Annotated in this window: 13 protein-coding genes; 7 read left to right on the forward strand and 6 right to left on the reverse strand. The window is 69.0% G+C overall.

The features are described 5' to 3' along the window. Window positions 1-18 precede the first annotated feature (18 nt). From ATCM_RS10115 to ATCM_RS10135, 5 genes are all read left to right on the forward strand, one after another. Window positions 19-1,719 carry an alkaline phosphatase gene (locus ATCM_RS10115; RefSeq protein WP_132864406.1) on the forward strand — a complete coding sequence of 567 codons (1,701 nt, stop codon included), beginning with the start codon at window positions 19-21 and terminating at the stop codon, window positions 1,717-1,719. After that, window positions 1,716-2,252 (forward strand): WG repeat-containing protein, encoded by a 537-nt coding sequence (locus tag ATCM_RS10120; protein WP_243693990.1) that lies wholly within the window; start codon window positions 1,716-1,718, stop codon window positions 2,250-2,252. Before ATCM_RS10115 ends, ATCM_RS10120 begins: the two co-directional genes overlap by 4 nt. Before the next feature lie 61 nt (window positions 2,253-2,313). Next, window positions 2,314-3,612, forward strand: coding sequence for a tRNA lysidine(34) synthetase TilS (tilS, locus tag ATCM_RS10125; protein ID WP_132864407.1), 1,299 nt, complete (start codon window positions 2,314-2,316; stop codon window positions 3,610-3,612). A 30-nt stretch (window positions 3,613-3,642) separates the two neighbouring features. Then, a complete protein-coding gene (locus ATCM_RS10130; RefSeq protein WP_132864408.1) occupies window positions 3,643-3,903 on the forward strand; it encodes an exodeoxyribonuclease VII small subunit in 261 nt (86 codons plus the stop codon). Then, a complete protein-coding gene (locus ATCM_RS10135; RefSeq protein ID WP_132864409.1) occupies window positions 3,893-4,771 on the forward strand; it encodes a farnesyl diphosphate synthase in 879 nt (292 codons plus the stop codon). The genes ATCM_RS10130 and ATCM_RS10135 overlap by 11 nt, the downstream gene beginning before the upstream one ends. 175 nt (window positions 4,772-4,946) lie before the next feature. On the opposite strand, the gene ATCM_RS10140 is transcribed toward ATCM_RS10135, so the two are convergent. Then, a complete protein-coding gene (locus tag ATCM_RS10140) occupies window positions 4,947-5,321 on the reverse strand; it encodes a DUF4870 domain-containing protein (RefSeq protein WP_132864410.1) in 375 nt (124 codons plus the stop codon). A 107-nt stretch (window positions 5,322-5,428) separates the two neighbouring features. Next, the gene (gene pmbA, locus ATCM_RS10145) at window positions 5,429-6,796 is read right to left on the reverse strand and encodes a metalloprotease PmbA (protein ID WP_132864411.1); all 1,368 of its coding nucleotides are present in this window, start codon (window positions 6,794-6,796) and stop codon (window positions 5,429-5,431) included. A 188-nt stretch (window positions 6,797-6,984) separates the two neighbouring features. Here pmbA and yjgA point away from each other — a divergent pair, with 188 nt between their 5' ends. Beyond that, on the forward strand, window positions 6,985-7,572 hold the full coding sequence (gene yjgA, locus ATCM_RS10150; RefSeq protein WP_132864412.1) for a ribosome biogenesis factor YjgA: 588 nt from the start codon (window positions 6,985-6,987) through the stop codon (window positions 7,570-7,572). Between the two features lie 151 nt (window positions 7,573-7,723). On the opposite strand, the gene tldD is transcribed toward yjgA, so the two are convergent. Genes tldD through ATCM_RS10170 form a run of 4 tightly spaced genes read right to left on the reverse strand, consistent with a single transcriptional unit; the run spans window position 7,724 to window position 15,176 of the window. Continuing rightward, on the reverse strand, window positions 7,724-9,169 hold the full coding sequence (tldD, locus tag ATCM_RS10155; RefSeq protein WP_132864413.1) for a metalloprotease TldD: 1,446 nt from the start codon (window positions 9,167-9,169) through the stop codon (window positions 7,724-7,726). 47 nt (window positions 9,170-9,216) lie between these two features. Further along, window positions 9,217-13,044, reverse strand: coding sequence for a YhdP family protein (locus tag ATCM_RS10160; RefSeq protein ID WP_132864414.1), 3,828 nt, complete (start codon window positions 13,042-13,044; stop codon window positions 9,217-9,219). Between the two features lie 39 nt (window positions 13,045-13,083). Then, window positions 13,084-14,574 carry a ribonuclease G gene (gene rng, locus ATCM_RS10165; protein WP_132864416.1) on the reverse strand — a complete coding sequence of 497 codons (1,491 nt, stop codon included), beginning with the start codon at window positions 14,572-14,574 and terminating at the stop codon, window positions 13,084-13,086. Window positions 14,575-14,579: 5 nt separating this feature from the next. Continuing rightward, entirely contained in the window at window positions 14,580-15,176 is a 597-nt protein-coding gene (locus ATCM_RS10170) for a Maf family nucleotide pyrophosphatase (protein WP_132864417.1), read from the reverse strand. Window positions 15,177-15,307: 131 nt separating this feature from the next. On the opposite strand from ATCM_RS10170, the gene ATCM_RS10175 reads away from it, so the two are divergent. Next, complete coding sequence (locus ATCM_RS10175; protein ID WP_132864419.1) at window positions 15,308-16,039, forward strand: SIMPL domain-containing protein; 732 nt, start codon at window positions 15,308-15,310, stop codon at window positions 16,037-16,039. Window positions 16,040-16,134: the final 95 nt, after the last annotated feature.

Genomic DNA, 16,134 nt, shown 5'->3' on the forward strand with positions numbered 1-16,134 from the left:
CCAGCGACACCTTTCCCGATGCACAAAGCCACATTCCTTTCCGCCGCCCTGACCTCCCTGCTGCTGGGCGCCTGCGCCAGCACCGCCCCACAGTCCAGCACCGCCGCCGCGGTCAGCGTGGACGTGCCGACGGTGGCCCATCCGGCCGGTGAAACCCCGCAATGGTGGTACCGCGATGGCGCGGCCCGCGCCGCCGGCAATGGCGCCATGGCGGGCAAGGCCAAGAATGTGATCCTGTTCCTGGGCGACGGCATGAGCCTGACCACCGTGGCCGCCGCGCGCATCCTGGAAGGCCAGAGCCACGGCAGCTCCGGCGAGGAGAACCTGCTGTCCTGGGAGCGCTTCCCGGCCACGGCGTTCAGCAAGACCTACAACACCGACTCGCAGACGCCCGACTCGGCCGGCACCATGACCGCCATCACCACCGGCGTGAAGACCCACATGGGCGCCATCGGCGTCAGCGCCGGTACCCGCAGCGATTGCAGCGACAGCCTGTCCAAGGGCCTGCTGACCTGGCTGCAGCTGGCCGACAGCGCCGGCCTGGCCACCGGCATCGTCTCCACCGCCCGCCTCACCCATGCCACCCCGGCCGCCACCTACGCGCATTCGCCGGAACGCAACTGGGAGAACGACACCGACCTACCGGAAGCAGCCAAGGCCGCCGGCTGCGTGGACATCGCCCAGCAGCTGCTGTCGACCTCGCGATACGGCCGGGGCCCGCTGGTCGCGCTGGGCGGCGGCCGCGGCCAGTTCACCACCGTCAACGAGGAAGACCCGGAGTACGCGGACAAGGTCGGCCTGCGCCTGGACGGCCGCAACCTGGTCGCCGAATGGCAGGCCGCCCACCCGCAGGGCGCCTACGTCTGGAATGCCGACCAGCTCAAGGCCGCGGCCAACGCCCCGGCACTGCTGGGCCTGTTCGAGCCGGACCACATGCAGTACGAGCAGGACCGCCCGAAGGACCGCGGCGGTGAGCCCTCGCTGGCCGAGCTGACCCGCGCCGCCATCGCCAACCTGTCCAAGCATCAGGACGGTTATGTGCTGATGGTCGAGGGCGCCCGCATCGACCACGCCAACCACAGCGGCAATGCCGCCCGTGCACTGGGCGACACCATCGCCATGTCCGACGCGGTCAAGGCCGCCGTGGAGGCCACCTCGGCCGACGACACGCTCATCATCGTCACCGCCGACCACTCGCACACGCTGAACTTCGTCGGCTACCCGGCACGCGGCAACCCGATCCTGGGCAAGGTCAAGGACAAGGGCGGCGAAGACGGCGCCGGCAAGCTGGACCTGGCCCGCGACGGCCTGGGCCTGCCCTACACCACGCTCAGCTACGCCAATGGACCGGGCTACACCGGCGCCAGCAACCAGCAGCCGGCCGGCCCGAAGAAGTTCCCGCACGGCCCGAGCAGCTTCGAGCCCGCCGTGGGCCGACCGGACCTGACCCATGTCGACACCGAGCACCCGGACTACATGCAGGAAGCCCTGGTCCCGGCCAAGGCCGAATCGCACGGTGGCGAGGACGTGGGCATCTGGGCACGTGGCCCGGGCAGCAAGGCGGTGCGCGGCACGATGGAACAGAACACCATCTACCACCTGATCGTGCAGGCCACCCCGCGCCTGCGTGCGCGCCTGTGCGAGCTGGGCACCTGCGATGCGCAGGGCGTGCCGGTGGAACTGCCGCAGCCCAGGCAGTTCGAACGCAAGGCGCCGTGAGCCGCGCGCGACGGTATCGGTTCGGCGCGCTGGCAGCCCTGCTGCCACTGCTCGCGCTGTCCTGTCTGGCGCATGCCGGGGAGGCCTGTTACCGCCGCGACACCGGACGTCCCGACGTGCTGCCCGGCTGCAAACAGACCGCACCGGGCACGCTCGTCATCAGCAAGGCCGCAATGGCCGCGCTGCAGTTCGACGAGAACGGGCTGGCCGCCCTGCAGGCCGGCCACCAGTACTACTACGTGCGCCGCGATGGCCGGCACCTGCCGGTCATCACCTACGACAATGGCCCGGACTATTTCCAGGAAGGCCTGACCCGCGCCCGCGTGGACGGCCGCATCGGCTACTACGACACCCAACTGCAGCCGGCCTTCGGCGAACGTTTCGATTGGGACTTCCCGTTCGAGAACGGCAGCGCCGAGGTCTGCAATGGCTGCCACGAAGGCCCGCCGGACGCCGGCGGCCATACCGGCATCGTCGGTGGCACGCATTTCCGCATCGACCGGCAGGGCGCGCATCTGTCCACCGCGCGTTGAAGCATCGGCGCCCTGCCCCGCATTGCGGCCGCCGCAACCGGCGCCGATACTCGGCACCGCCATGAACCTGCTTTCCCCTGCCCTGCTCGACGCGGCGTCCGTCCATCCGGTGATGGTCGGCTTCAGCGGCGGGCTGGATTCGACTGTGCTGCTGCACCTGCTTGCGCAGGCGCCGGGCCGCGCCGCCGGCAGCGTGCGCGCCGTGCATGTGCACCACGGACTGCAGGCGCAGGCCGACGCCTGGGCCGAACACTGCCACCAGGTATGCGCGGGCTGGGGCATCACCCTGCAGGTCATCCACGTGGCCGTGCGCCGCGATGAAGGCGACGGACTGGAAGCGGCGGCGCGCACCGCGCGCCATGCCGCCTTCCAGGCCTGCCTGCAGGCAGGCGAATGGCTGGCGCTGGCCCACCACCAGGACGACCAGGCCGAAACCTTCCTGCTGCGCGCCCTGCGCGGTTCCGGCGTGGACGGACTGGGGGCGATGCGGCCATTGCGCGCCTTCGGCCATGGCCAGCTGTGGCGACCACTGCTGGATGTGCCGCGTGCAGCGCTGGAAGCCCATGCGCGGCGCCATCGGCTGCACTGGATCGAAGACCCCAGCAACCAGCACGATGAGGTCGACCGCAATTTCCTGCGCCTGCAGCTGATGCCCCTGCTGCGCCAACGCTGGCCGCACGCCGCCACCGCACTCACACGCAGCGCCGGCCTTGCCGCGCAGGCCACCGACCTGCTGGCCACGCAGGACGACGCCGCGCTGCAGTCCTGCACGGACGCCTCCGGCGCGCTGCGGATCGACGCCCTCGGCGCCCTGCCCGACACCGCGCGGGCACGCGTGCTGCGGCGCTGGGTACAGCAGCAGGGGTTGCCGCCATTGCCCGGCAACGGCGTGCGCGTCATCCAGCAGCAGCTGCTGTCCGCCGGGCATGACCAGCCCGCGGAATTCCGCTGGCAGCATGCCCGCATCCGGCGCTGGCGCGGGCAGTTGCATGTCGTGCCCGCGCTGTCGCCCTGGCCCGCCGGTTGGCAGCAGCCCTGGCAGGGCGATGTCCCTGCCCTGCTGCCGGACGGCGGCGTGCTGACGCTGCAGGGCGCGGACCGGCTGGACCGTCCACTGTTGCTGCGCCAGCGCAGGGGCGGGGAACGCATCCACCTGCCGCAGCGCACGCACCGCCACGCGCTCAAGCAGTGCCTGCAGCAATCCGAGGTTCCCCCCTGGCTGCGACCGCACCTGCCCCTGCTCTGCGACGGGGACGATGTCCTGGCCGCCGGCGACCGGATTGTTTCCGGCACGCTGCAGCACTGGCTGCAGGCACATGGCGCGCGCCTGCATTGGCAGCCGCCGCACCCGTCGAATTGACCCTTTCCCGCTGGCCGCTACACTGGCGCCATGCCCAAGAAGTCCCCCAATGAAGCCTCCCCGGTCGCCCACTTCGAGCAGTCGCTTGAGGAGCTGGAGCAATTGGTCGAGAAGATGGAAGCCGGCGACCTGAGCCTGGAGCAGTCGCTGACCGCCTATGAGCGCGGCGTGGGCCTGTATCGCCAGTGCCAGCAGGCGCTGGAACAGGCCGAACTGCGCGTGCGCCTGCTCACCGATCCGGCCCAGCCAGAGAAATCCGAGCCTTTCAGCAGCACCGGCAATGACGACTGACGCCCTGTTCGCCGCTTGGCTGCAACGCACCGAACAGCACCTGCAGCACGTCCTTCCCGATCCCGAACGCGCCCCGCAGGGTCTGCACCAGGCCATGCGCTACGCCGGGCTGGGTGGCGGCAAGCGCATGCGTCCACTGCTGGTGCATGCCGCCGGCCACCTGTTCGATGCCGCACCGGCGCGGCTGGATGCCGCCGCCGTCGCGGTCGAGCTGATCCACGCCTATTCGCTGGTGCATGACGACCTGCCGGCGATGGATGACGACGACCTGCGTCGTGGTCGCCCGACTACCCACATCGCCTTCGACGAAGCCACTGCCATCCTGGCCGGTGACGCCCTGCAGACCCGTGCCTTCGAAGTGCTGGCCGAGGCCGAGATGCCCGCCGAGCTGGCATTGGCCTGCCTGCGGACCCTGGCCACGGCCTCCGGTGCCGCCGGCATGTGCGGCGGCCAGGCGCTGGACATCGATGCCACCGGCAAGCAGCAGTCGCTGGCCGACCTCAAGCGCATGCATGCGCTCAAGACCGGCGCGCTGATCCGCGCAGCGGTCCGCATGGGGGCACTGTGCGGCAATGCCGGCAGTGACGACCTGGCACGGCTGGATGCATTCGCCGACACACTGGGGCTGGCGTTCCAGGTGCGCGATGACATCCTCGATGTCGAAGCCAGTTCCGAACAGTTGGGCAAGACCGCTGGCAAGGACCAGGCACAGGACAAGTCCACCTTCCCCTCGCTGCTGGGCATGGACGGTGCGAAGGCCACGCTCGAGGAGCTGGCCAAGGCCATGCAGGATGCATTGGCCCCGTTCGGCGCACGTGCCGGAGCACTGGCCGCGCTGGCCGAACTGACCGTCCGCCGCAAGCACTGAGGCAGGAGCGGCCTCGGCGGTGAAGAAGCCGGGACAGCTGGAACAACGGCATCTCCGACGCCAGCGGCAGGCATCACCCGCCCCACGGCCAAGGCCACACCCACCGCTCCCCCTTCGCATCAGGAACAAAAAAGCCCGGGAAATCCCGGGCTTTTTCCTGCGACCAGCGCGCTGATTACTTGATCAGGCGGATGGTCATCGGATAGCGGTAGGTCTGGCCCTTGTTGGCAGCCAAGCCAGCGATGATGCTGAACACGATGCAGGCAATCCATGCAGCGAAGTTGATCAGCGCGCCGATCAGGATGATCGTCAGGATCGTGCCGATGATGTAGACGCCGATCAGCGTGATCTGGAAGTTGAGCGCCTCCTTGGCGTTGTCGGACAGGAACTTCTTGTCCTGGTTGTCCTTGTTCACCAGCCAGATGATCAGCGGCACGATGAAGCTCAGGATGATGCCCGACAGGTGCACCAGCATGGCGATGGTGTTGTCATCCGAGCTCGAGTTTCCTGCCGGTGCCGGCGGAGGCGTGGTGTTCTGATAGTCGCTCATTGCTTCCCCTAGATCCTTGTTATGGGTTGAAAGATACGCCGACAGTGCCGGTGTAAGGATGGCTCCATGGCCATTATGAGAATAGTCCGACCTTTGACAAGGATCCGTCAATCATTACCCGCAATTGTCATCTTTCCGACCAAAATTGACCCCACCGACACGTGCGAACGCACGTCCACGTCGCTGCCGACCGCTTCAATGCCGGCAAACATCTGTTTGAGATTGCCCGCGATGGTGATGCCGTCGACCGGGTAGGCGATCTGCCCGTTCTCCACCCAGAAGCCTGCCGCACCGCGCGAATAGTCACCGGTCACGCCGTTCACGCCCTGCCCCATCAGCTCGGTGACCAGCAGGCCGGTTCCCATACCTGACAGCATGGACGCACGGTCGCCAGCATTGGCCGCCACGCGCAGGTTGTGCACGCCGCCGGCATTGGCGGTGGTCTTCAGCCCCAGCCGCCGCGCCGAATAGCTGCCGAGGATGTACCGCTTCAACACGCCCGCCGACACCAGGGCCGAATCGCGCGTGGCCACGCCCTCGCCGTCGAACGCATTGGAACGCAGGCCGCGCCGCAGCAACGGCAGCTCGTCGATGCCGAACCAATCCGGGAACAGCTGCGTCCCGGCACTGTCGAGCAGGAAGCTGGCACGCCGGTACAGCGCGCCGCCGGACACGGCCCCCAGCAGGTGGCCGATCAGCGAGCGCGCGGTTTCGGCGGCGAACAGCACCGGCACCTGCCCGGTCGGCAGAGAGCGCGGCTGCAGGCGCGCGACGGTGCGTTCGGCCGCGCGCAGGCCCACCGCCGCCGGGTCATCCAGGTCTTCGCGGGCGATGGCGCTGGTGTACCAGCCATCGCGCTGCATGCCATCGCCGCTGCCGGCGATCAGCGCACAACCAATGGAATGGTGGCTGCTGCGCTCACGGCCGATGAAGCCGTGCGAGTTGGCATACACCGACAGGCTCTGCGCGGTGGCCGCCGAGGCCCCGTCGGAGTTGCTGATCCGGCCATCGGCGCCGCGACCGGCGGCCTCGCAGGCCAGCGCCAGGTCCACCGCCTGCTCGGCGCCCAGCGCCCACGGGTGCCAGCCGTCCAGGTCGGGGAAATGGGTGGCCATCAGTTCGGCATCGGCCAGGCCCGCGGCCGGGTCGTCCTCGGTATGGCGGGCGATGGCGCAGGCCTGGGCGACGGTGGCCTCCAGGCTGCCCTCCTGCAGGTCGGCGGTGCTGGCACTGCCCTTGCGCTGGCCGAAATACACGGTCACGGCGATGCCACGGTCATGCGTGGACTCCACCGTTTCCACCTCCCCCAGGCGCACATTCACGTCCAGCCCGCGCTCTTCGCTGCAGCTGACCTCGGCCTGGGTGGCCCCCATCGCGCGTGCTTTTTCCAGCAACCGCTGGGAGATATCGGCCAGCGTTTCCAGGCGTTGCAGGCTGTCGTCGTGGGTGGGGGTATCGGTGGTGATGACGTTCAATGCTTTATCCTTGTAGGGAGATTCCCTTCACATGTGCCCGGCCATCCTTGCCCGGGTGCTGGGTTGCGGGTGCCTCGCCACGCGGCTGTCCGGCCTATGCCGGACCTCATCCGCGACGGGCGGCCTGCCAAACCCCGGCCTCGATCGGCCGGCCTTTCAATGCTTGAAGTTTAGTGGGTAGCAGTGCGATGCGTGGACGTGACGAAGACACCGGTGAGTTTTTCAGTGAAAGCCGCAGCCAGAACCGGCGCGAGGCGCTGGAAGTACTGGCCCTGGGTGAAAAGCTGGTGGACCTGACCCCGGCCCAGCTGGCACGCCTGCCGATCCCCGAAGGCCTGCTGGAACACATCGAGTACACCAAGCGCATCACCTCGCACGGCGCGCGCAAGCGTCAGCTGGCCTTCCTGGCCAAGCAGATGCGGCGCGAGGAAGATGAAACCCTGGAAGCGATCCGCGACGCGATGGACGCCAACAGCGAAACCTCGCGCCGTGAAGTGGCCATCATGCACCGCATGGAGCGCTGGCGTGAGCGCCTGATGGCCGAGGGCGATGCCGCGCTGGCCGAACTGCTGGACGAGCACCCGGACGCCGACCGCCAGCAGCTGCGCACCCTGGTACGCAATGCGTTGGCGGAAAAGGCCAGGAACAAGCCGCCGCGCGCCTACCGCGAGATCTACCAGGTGCTGCGTGGGCTGATGTTGACGCCGCAGGCAACCGCAGGGCTGGATGTCGAAGCGGACGACGAAGACGAAGCGCTGGACGACGACCAGGCTTAAGGGGCTTCGGCTCCTTGGTGGATTGGTGTTCTCGGCGGTTCGTACGGTAAAGCAGGAGCATTGCCCTCATCCACCCCTTCGGGGCACCTTCTCCCGCAGGCGGGAGAAGGTGCCCCGAAGGGGTGGATGAGGGCGCTGTCCGCCGCCAACCTCAGGCCTGCGTACCGCCCACCGTCAGGCCATCGATCAACAGCGACGGCTGGCCCACGCCGACCGGCACGCTCTGGCCATCCTTGCCGCAGATGCCCACGCCTTCGTCCAGCGCCAGGTCGTTGCCGATCATGCGCACCTTCTGCATGGTCTCCGGCCCGTTGCCGATCAATGTCGCGCCCTTCACCGGCGCGGTGACCTTGCCATCCTCGATCAGGTAGGCCTCGGTGGCCGAGAACACGTACTTGCCGCTGGTGATGTCGACCTGGCCGCCGCCGAAGTTGACCGCGTACAGGCCCTTCTTCACCGAACGGATCATTTCCTGCGGATCGTGGTTGCCGGCACGCATGTAGGTATTGGTCATGCGCGGCATGGTCATGTGCGCGAACGATTCACGACGGCCGTTGCCGGTCGGTGCCACGCCCATCAGGCGCGCGTTGAGCGTGTCCTGCATGTAGCCGACCAGGATGCCGTCCTCGATCAGCGTGGTGCACTGGGTCGGGGTGCCTTCGTCGTCGATGTTGAGCGAGCCGCGACGGCCATCGAGCGTGCCGTCGTCGACGATGGTCACGCCCGGCGAGGCCACGCGCTCGCCGATGCGGCCGGCGTAGACGCTGGTGCCCTTGCGGTTGAAGTCGCCTTCCAGGCCGTGGCCCACCGCCTCGTGCAGCAGCACGCCCGGCCAGCCCGGGCCAAGCACCACCGGCATCACCCCGGCCGGGGCCGGGATCGCCTCCAGGTTCACCAGCGCCTGGCGCAGGGCCTCGCGGGCGAAACCTTCCGGGCGGTCGCCGGCGAACAGTTCCTCGTAGCTGTAACGTCCACCGCCACCGGCATAGCCGGACTCACGACGCCCGTTCTGCTCGACGATCACCTGCACGTTCAGCCGCACCAGCGGGCGTACGTCGGCGGCGAGCACGCCATCACTGCGCGCGATCAGCACGGTATCCACGCCGCCGGACAGGCTCACCATCACCTGCTGCACGCGTGGGTCGGCCGCGCGCAGGTAGCGGTCCAGCCGCTTGAGCACCTCGACCTTGGCCTCGTTGCCCAGGCTGTCCACCGGGTCCAGCGCCGGGTACAGCGCGCGGCCACTGCCACGCACCAGCGACCGCACGTTCTGTGCTCCGCCTTCGCGGGAGATGGCGCGCGCCGACTGCGCGGCCGCCAGCAACGCCGCCGGCTGGATGTCGTCGGAATAGGCGAAGCCGGTCTTCTCGCCGGCGATGGCGCGCACGCCCACGCCCTGCTCGATGGAATGGGCGCCGTCCTTGACGATGCCGTCCTCCACGTTCCAGCTCTCGCGCCGCGAATGCTGGAAATACAGGTCGCCGAAGTCCACCCCCGGCCCCAGCAGGGTGCCGAAGGTGCGTTCGAGGCGGTTGGCGTCCAGGCCGGCCGGCAGCAGCAGGCGGGTCTCGGCAAGCGTGAGGGCGTTATCGGTCATGACTATCCAGATGGGGGCGGGCCCGCGCGAGGCAAGCCGGCGGTGAATCAGGGGGTGCGGGCGGCGTCAGTGGCGGCAGGCGGCGGCGCGGCGCGGGTTTCGTCGCGGTCGATCACCTCCACCTTGGGATCCTTCCACGGGCCGGTCACCTTGTAGGTCTTGGCGCCAATGGTACCCAGCGGCTTGCCGAGCACGGCATTGGCCGCCGCGCCCACCGCCGCCCCGACCGGGCCGCCGGCCACGGCACCGACCACGGCCAGCAGGTTGCCCGAGCGCGGGTTGACGTCGATGGTCTGGTCGAACTGCTGGCTGCGCAGGTCAGCCTGGCCACGGATGGTGATGTCGGCGGCCGGTGACTCGATGCCGATCCGCTCGGTACTGGCCAGGCCACCGGCGAAGCGCACATGCCCTTCGACGTGGTTGAAGGCCAGGCCCTTGGAAAACAGGTCGCGGAAATCGAACAGCAGCCGGCGCGGCAGCTGGGCCACGCTGAGCAGGCCCAGCACGCGGCCGGCGCCGGGTTCCACTTCCAGCAGCTGGCCATTGCGCACGCTCATCTCCAATCCGCCTTCCAGGCTGGCGGCGCTGAAGGCCATCGGTGAACCGTTCCAGCCGGCCTGCAGCTGCATGCGTCCCTCGCCGCCGCGCACCTGGCCGCCGTAACCCAGCCGCTGCAGCAGGTCGCCCAGGTCTTCGGTCTGCACGTTGGCGCTCATCTGCGTGGCCGCACGTGCACCGACGCCGCGCCACGTGCCTTGCAGGTCGATGACCTGCCTGGGCGCGCGCACCTGCAGCTCCTGCACCTGCAGGCCGTCGGGCAAGGGCCGGGTCCGCAGGCGGGTCTGGCCCAGCTTGAGCGCACCGAACTCCAGGTCGCCGATGTCCAGCGCCAGCGGCGGGATGTTGGCCGGGTTCATCGGTGCGAGGGGGGTGTCCGAGGACTCCACCGTCGCCGCCTGGGCGGCCTGCCAATGCACCCGGTCCAACTGGCCGCTGACGGTTCCACCATCGGCGGTGGGAATGTGCAGGCTGCCGGCCAGGGCCGGGCCATTGAGCTGCACCGCGACCGCATCGGCCCCGGGGCGCAGCTGCAGACGGGTCTGTTCGAAGCGCCCGCCGATCAACAACAACTGGTCGGCCAGCACGTCCACCTGCTTCAGCGCCAACCCGCCCGGGTCGCTGGAATCGCCGCCCTTGGCCAGGCTGATCCACTCCAGCGCATCCAGCGACGGGGTGCGGCCATTGACCATCAGGCCATCGGCCGGCGGCTCGTGGTCGACCCGGTCGCTGCCCATCGTCACCTGCACGCCGGTCTTGCCATTCTGGCTGCGCGCGGCCAAGGCCATCAGCTTGCCGAAGGCGACGTCGATGCGGCCGGCGCCCATCGGCAGCGCCGCCTGCACGTGCGTGGGCAGTGCGTCGGCCGCGGGTTTGTTGAGCGGCGCCGGCAATTGCAGGCGGGTGCCCTGCAGGTTCGAATCCAGGGTCAGCAGGGTCGGTGCCGCGGTGCGTGCACCCGCTGCGGTCGTCGGCAGGGTGACGCCCACGGTCCAGTCCGAGGTGCCATGGATGTACGGTTTCAACCAGCCCAGTTCCGGCGCGCGGTCGAGCAGCTTGCCCGCGTCCAGGGCAGCGGTCAGCTCGGCCTCGAAGGCATGCGAGGCATCCTTCACCGGCGTGCCGGCGCGCAGGGCCAGCACGCCGTCCCGCTCCTGGTGGCGCACCTGCAGCGCCGGTGCCTCGAAGCCGCCGCCGCTGTAGTTGATCTTGCCGCGCACGTTGTCGAACTGCAGGTCCCAGCGCTTGTCGGCCATCTGCACGCCGCGCAGGTCCACGTCGCCCTGCAGCACGCCGGGGCCCTCATCGCGGTGCAGCGGCAGCATCAGGTCGAAGTTGACTGCCGCCGGGCCGCGCAGGGCCAGGTTGTCCAGCGTGTCGCCGTAGCTGGCCTGCAGCGGGCTCTGCCGCAGCATCGCCAGCAGGCGGTTGCTGTCGTCGGCGGTGGTCGCCTTGACCTGCAACCGCGACTGCCCCCAGTCGGCGATGCCGGCCTGGATCTGGTCGACCTTCACGCCGGCCAGTTCGCCCTTGCCGTGCACGTCGAAGCCGGCGCCGATGAAGGTGATGTCCGCATCCATCCGGCGCATCACCGGCCAGTCCTGGTGGAAACGGATGCTGCCATCGACGATGTGCCCACCGGCCTCGAACCGCCCGTTGTTGCCCTTGAACGGCCAATCATCCAGGTCGCCCACCGCCAGGCCGGTGGCGCCGCGCAGGGTGCCATCGACCAGCGCCGCGTCCAACCAGTCCACCGCGGCCTTGCTCATGCTCGAACGTACCCAGAACCCCTTCGCGGCGGTCAGCGGCACGTCGTCGATCTTGGCCGCCAGGTTGATCCACGGCCGCGTGCCGTCGCCCTGGAACCACAGGCCACCGCGCACGTCGGCGGCGTAATCCTTGCCCTGCACGCGCAGGGCCGGCGTCCCCACCTGCCAGCCGGCACCTTCGCGCCAGCCGATCACCTGCCCGGACAACTGCAGCTCATGCAGCACGCCGAAACCGGTGGGCCAATCGAAGCGCACGACGTGGTCGGGGCGCAGGTCCAGCGACACCGCCTGCCCGTCGCCTTCGAAATGTCCGCGCAGGCCACTGATGCCCGGGCTGTTGCCGACGGTGCGGAAACTGGCATCGAGGAGTTCACCCTCGGCACGCACCGGGCCATCCGCGCTGCCGACGATACGCACGTCACCGAAACGCATGCTCGGCCGCGACTGGTACAGCCAGCGGCGCAGGCCAGGCTCGACCCGGTCGCTCAATGCCGCCACCTGCAGCAGCGGCGCCACGTCCAACTGTTGTCCCTGCAGCGCAAAATGCCTGCCGCCGGCCAGCAGCAGGCCGTCGAGCACCTGCGACCCCGCGCTGGTACCGTCGTTGATGCGCAGGCGCGGTGCGTCCACCCGCCAACCGCCATCCAGCGCGGTCCAGCGCGCGCGCAGCTGCAGGTTGCGGAAGCTCACGCCCGGCGCCGCGGTTGCGCTCTGCAGCGGCGCGCCGGACAGCTGCACCTGCTCCAGTTCGCCTTCGGCGGTCACCGCGACCACGCGGTGGTCCTGCAACTGCACCCAGGCATTCAACTCGCCGCTGCCCTGGCGTACCTGCACGCCGGCCACCTGCAGCAACGGCGACCACGCGGCCAGGTCGGCCGGCTCGGCCGCGAACCAGGCCTGGCCATCGCCCTGCCTGCGCTGGAAATCCAGCACCGCCGTCAGTGGCGGCGCCTGGGTGTTGATCCAGCCCCGCGCGCCGACGCGCAGGCGCTGGCCATCCACGCGCAGGCGTACGTCCACGCGTGGAATCCGGGTATGGATGCCGATCGACGGTGCCATCACCTGCAGTTGCCCGCCGATGACCTGCAGTTCGCCCAGGCGGCGCAGGGCCTCCAACGGGTCGCCGCCGCTTTCGCTGCTGGGCAAGCCACGCACCGACCAGCGCCCGTCATCGGCGCGCTCCAGGGTCAGCGCCAACCCGCGCAGGCGCAGTTCGGTCAGCGGCTCGCCCGGCAGCAGGCCCGAGTACATCGCCACCAGCACCTCGGCCTGCCCCACCCGCACGCCATTGCCCTGACCGATGCGCAATCCGTCGAGCTGCAGCAGCGGGCCACGCCGGGTCCAGCGCGTGTCCAGCCGGTCGAACGCCACCGGCAGGCCGGCGCGTTCACTCAACCACGCAGCGACCTTGTCCGGGTGCGATTCCACCATCGGCAGCAGTTGGCTGATCGTCCCGACCAGCAACGCCACGGCCACGAGCACGACCGCCAGTGCGATGAGCACATGACGGCGGAGGTGACGCAGCCGATAGCGCAACAACGTGGTCATCGGACCACGCCGTCCTCCCTGACGGGGGTATGGCTGCGGTCAGAGCAGCACGACATCGAACTGTTCCTGCAGGTACTGGTCATCGGCCTGGAAGCGGATGCTCTTGCCGAGGAATTCCTCCAGCTCGGCCACCGCCGCGGACTCCTCGTCGGTGATCCGCGCCACCACCTTGGTCGAGGCGATCACCAGCAGGCGCGCGGCGTCGAACTGGCGCACCGCGCGGGTGATCTCGCGGAAGATCTCGTAGGTCACCGTCTCGGCGGTCTTGATGCTGCCGCGGCCGCTGCACTGCGGGCAGGTCTCGGACAACTGCCGCTCCAGGCTCTCCACGGTGCGCTTGCGGGTCATCTCCACCAGGCCCAGCGGCGAGAAGTCGTAGACGGTGGTCTTGGCATGGTCGCGGGTGAGCGCCTTCTCCAGCGTGCGCAGCACCTGGCGGCGGTGCTCCGGATCATCCATGTCGATGAAGTCGATGATGATGATCCCGCCCAGGTTGCGCAGCCGCAGCTGCCGGGCCACCGTCTGCGCCGCCTCCAGGTTGGTGCGGAATACGGTTTCCTCCAGGTTGCGCTGGCCAACGAAGGAACCGGTGTTGACGTCGATGGTGGTCATCGCCTCGGTCTGGTCGATGACCAGGTAGCCGCCGGACTTGAGCGGCACCTGCTTGTTCAACGCGCGGACGATCTCGTCCTCCACGCCGAACATGTCGAAGATCGGGCGGTCGCCGGTGTACAGCTCCAGCTTCTCGTCCAGCACCGGCATGTACTTGGCGACGAACGCCTTGAGCTGGTTGAAGGTTTCCTTGGAGTCCACCTTGACCTTGTCCACGTCCTTGCGGATCAGGTCGCGCACCGAGCGCAGCGGCAGGCTCAGGTCCTCGTAGATGATGCTGGCCGGCGGTGCCTCGCGGCCACGCCGCTCGACCACGTTCCAGACCCGCGACAGGTAGGAGATGTCCTCGGCCAACGCCTCGGCCGGCTGGCCCTCGGCATTGGTGCGCACGATGTAGCCGTAGCCACCGTGCTGTGCGGAGATCTCGGTGACCAGCGCCTTGAGCCGGGCCCGCTCGGCCTCGTCCTCGATCCGCGCCGACACACCGACCATCTTGGACTGTGGCAGCAGCACCAGGTAGCGCGAGGGAATGCTGATCTGCGTGGTCAGGCGCGCGCCCTTGGTCCCGATCGGGTCCTTGACCACCTGCACCACCACGTCCTGGCCGTCGCGCAGCAGCTCCACGATCGGCACCGAGGAGGGCAGCGGCAGGCTGGGCGCGGTTTCCTCGGTGTCGGCCGCCACCGGTGCCGGGCGCACCACGTCGTTGGCGTGCAGGAACGCCGCGCGCTCCAGGCCGACCTCGACGAAGGCGGCCTGCATGCCCGGCATCACCCGCTGCACCTTGCCCTTGTAGATGTTGCCGACCACGCCACGGCGCCAGCCGCGCTCGATGTGCAGCTCCTGCAGCATGCCGTTCTCGATCACCGCCACGCGGGTTTCGCGCGGGGTGACATTCACCAGGATCTCTTCGGACACGTCCCTTACTCCCCCTTGTCCATGGAATCGTCTGCCGCCACGGCACCGAAGGCCGCCAGCAGCGTGGCCGTCTGTTGCAGCGGCAGGCCCATCACCCCCGAATAGCTGCCCGACAGATGGCGGATATGGCGTTCGGCCCCGCCCTGGATGGCGTAGGCGCCGGCCTTGCCCATCGGCTCGCCGGTGGCCACGTAGGCGGCAATCTGCGCCGCGCTCATCGGCGCGAAGCTGACCTCGGAGGTGACCACATCCAGCGCGTGACGCCCCGCCGCGGCCAGGGCCACCGCCGTGATCACCTGGTGGGTACGCCCCGCCAGCGAGGCCAGCATGGCCGCCGCATCGGCGGCATCGACGGGCTTGCCGTAGACACGGTCCCCGAGCACGACCTCGGTGTCCGAGCCCAGCACCACCGCCTGCGGGTCGTCGGCCACCCGCGCCAGCCCGGCCAACGCCTTGTCCAGCGCCACCCGTCGCACGTACGCTTCGGCCGACTCCGCGGCCCCACGTACTTCGGGGACTTCCAGGTCCAGGGCGCGGAACGGCACGCCAAGGCGCGTCAGCAGTTCATTTCGGCGGGGCGAGCGGGAGGCGAGATAAAGCATCGCGGAAGGATAACCTGAGGGGACTGCCTGAATGATTGGCAAAGATGCCAAAGTGGTGACAACCCCGGGCCGGCTCACCACCCGTTCATCGCCCTGACTTCACTTTCACGATCCATCCAAGGAGGACCACCATGCGCCATCTCACCCTCGCCCCGCTGCTGCTGTCCCTGTCACTTGTCCTGGGAGCCCCGATGACCGCCCATGCCCAAACCGTCCCCACCACCGTGGCCAGTGACGCCACCCTGCTGAACATCTCCGCCCAGGCCGAAGCCAAGCGGGTGCCGGACGTAGCGACCCTGTCGGCCGGCGTGGTCACCCAGGCCGTGGACGGCAACACCGCCATGCGCGAGAACGCGGTGCAGATGGACAAGGTGATGGCCGCGATCAAGGCCGCCGGCATCGCCGAGCGCGACATCCAGACCAGCGGCATCAACCTCAACCCGCAGTACCGCTACGCCGAGAACGAAGCGCCGAAGATCACCGGCTACCAGGCCACCAACACGGTCAGCCTGAAGGTGCGTGACATCACCAAGCTCGGCCGGGTGCTGGACAGCCTGGCCGCGCAGGGCGCCAACCAGATCAATGGCCCCAGCTTCGAGATCGACCAGCCCGAGCCGGTCTACGACGAAGCCCGCTTGGCCGCGCTGAAGAAGGCCCAGGCCCGTGCGGAGACCTATGCCAAGTCGCTGGGCCTGCGCGTGCGCCGCATCGTCAGCATCTCCGAAGGCAGCCAGGGCGGCTTCCGCCCGATGCCGATGATGGCCATGGCCCGCTCGGCCAAGGCCGAGATGGACACATCGGTGTCGCCGGGCGAAAGCAGCGTCTCGGTCAACCTGGACGTGGTGTTCGAACTGGGTCGCTGAGCCTAGGTCATGCTCGAGGACAACGGCGCCCCTGGGCGCCGTTGTCGTTTCAAGGCTCCAGGCACCCACGCCGCTGCCACACCTGGGCCTCCCGA

Source organism: Stenotrophomonas sp. ATCM1_4, from assembly GCF_004348115.1.
Lineage (GTDB): Bacteria > Pseudomonadota > Gammaproteobacteria > Xanthomonadales > Xanthomonadaceae > Stenotrophomonas > Stenotrophomonas capsici.